The 606-nt window shown below is 49.8% G+C and carries 1 protein-coding gene and 2 tRNA genes; all 3 read right to left on the bottom strand.

Features of this window, described 5'->3' with window-relative positions:
- Positions 1–262: 262 nt before the first annotated feature.
- Positions 263–338: transfer RNA gene (locus tag ACYQ8U_RS23160), tRNA-Ala, on the bottom strand.
- Between the two features lie 13 nt (positions 339–351).
- A tRNA-Ile gene (locus ACYQ8U_RS23155) sits at positions 352–428 on the bottom strand.
- Positions 419–606 (bottom strand): hypothetical protein (locus ACYQ8U_RS23150; RefSeq protein ID WP_459947921.1); only part of this gene is annotated, 188 nt, incomplete at its 5' end. The genes ACYQ8U_RS23150 and ACYQ8U_RS23155, both read right to left, overlap by 10 nt.

Here is a 606-nt window from a genome sequence, read left to right as displayed (position 1 = left end):
GTTGCCGGCATTGATCCGTTTTCCGTGCGATGGCGGGGGATAATACCCCACCGGAGCACCGAATCAGCTCGGTACAAAGGATTTTCTACTACTCTACTATTCAATTATCAAAGATCAGGGTTACATTCACAAAACTTACGTTCTGACTTTTGCTTTCAATATCTGCTGAAAGCAAAAGTCAACTCGTAACTCTTTTGTTTTTGCCACCTGCGAAGCAGCCGACCATCCTGGTTTCTGCTTTCTGGCCTTCTGGTTTCTGACATGGTGGAGGTGAACGGGATCGAACCGATGGCCTCCTGCGTGCAAGGCAGGCGCTCTCCCAGCTGAGCTACACCCCCAATGTATCAGCGGTGGTGGGCCTAGGTGGACTTGAACCACCGACCTCACGCTTATCAGGCGTGCGCTCTAACCAGCTGAGCTATAGGCCCATATAGGAGTCAGAAGACAGAGGACAGAAAACAGAATAATTACTCGCCAAAGGCGATATCTCCTGCAGACTGTATCCGGCTCCGACTATGTGCCTTCTGGTTTGTGCATCCACTCGCTTATAAAGATCAAAAAAAACTTCACCGACACGAAGTACGGCAAAGGGCAGGGGAGAGTAAA

It is taken from the genome of Desulfocastanea catecholica (assembly GCF_054657295.1).
This window is presented reverse-complemented; position numbering and strand designations above follow the sequence as displayed.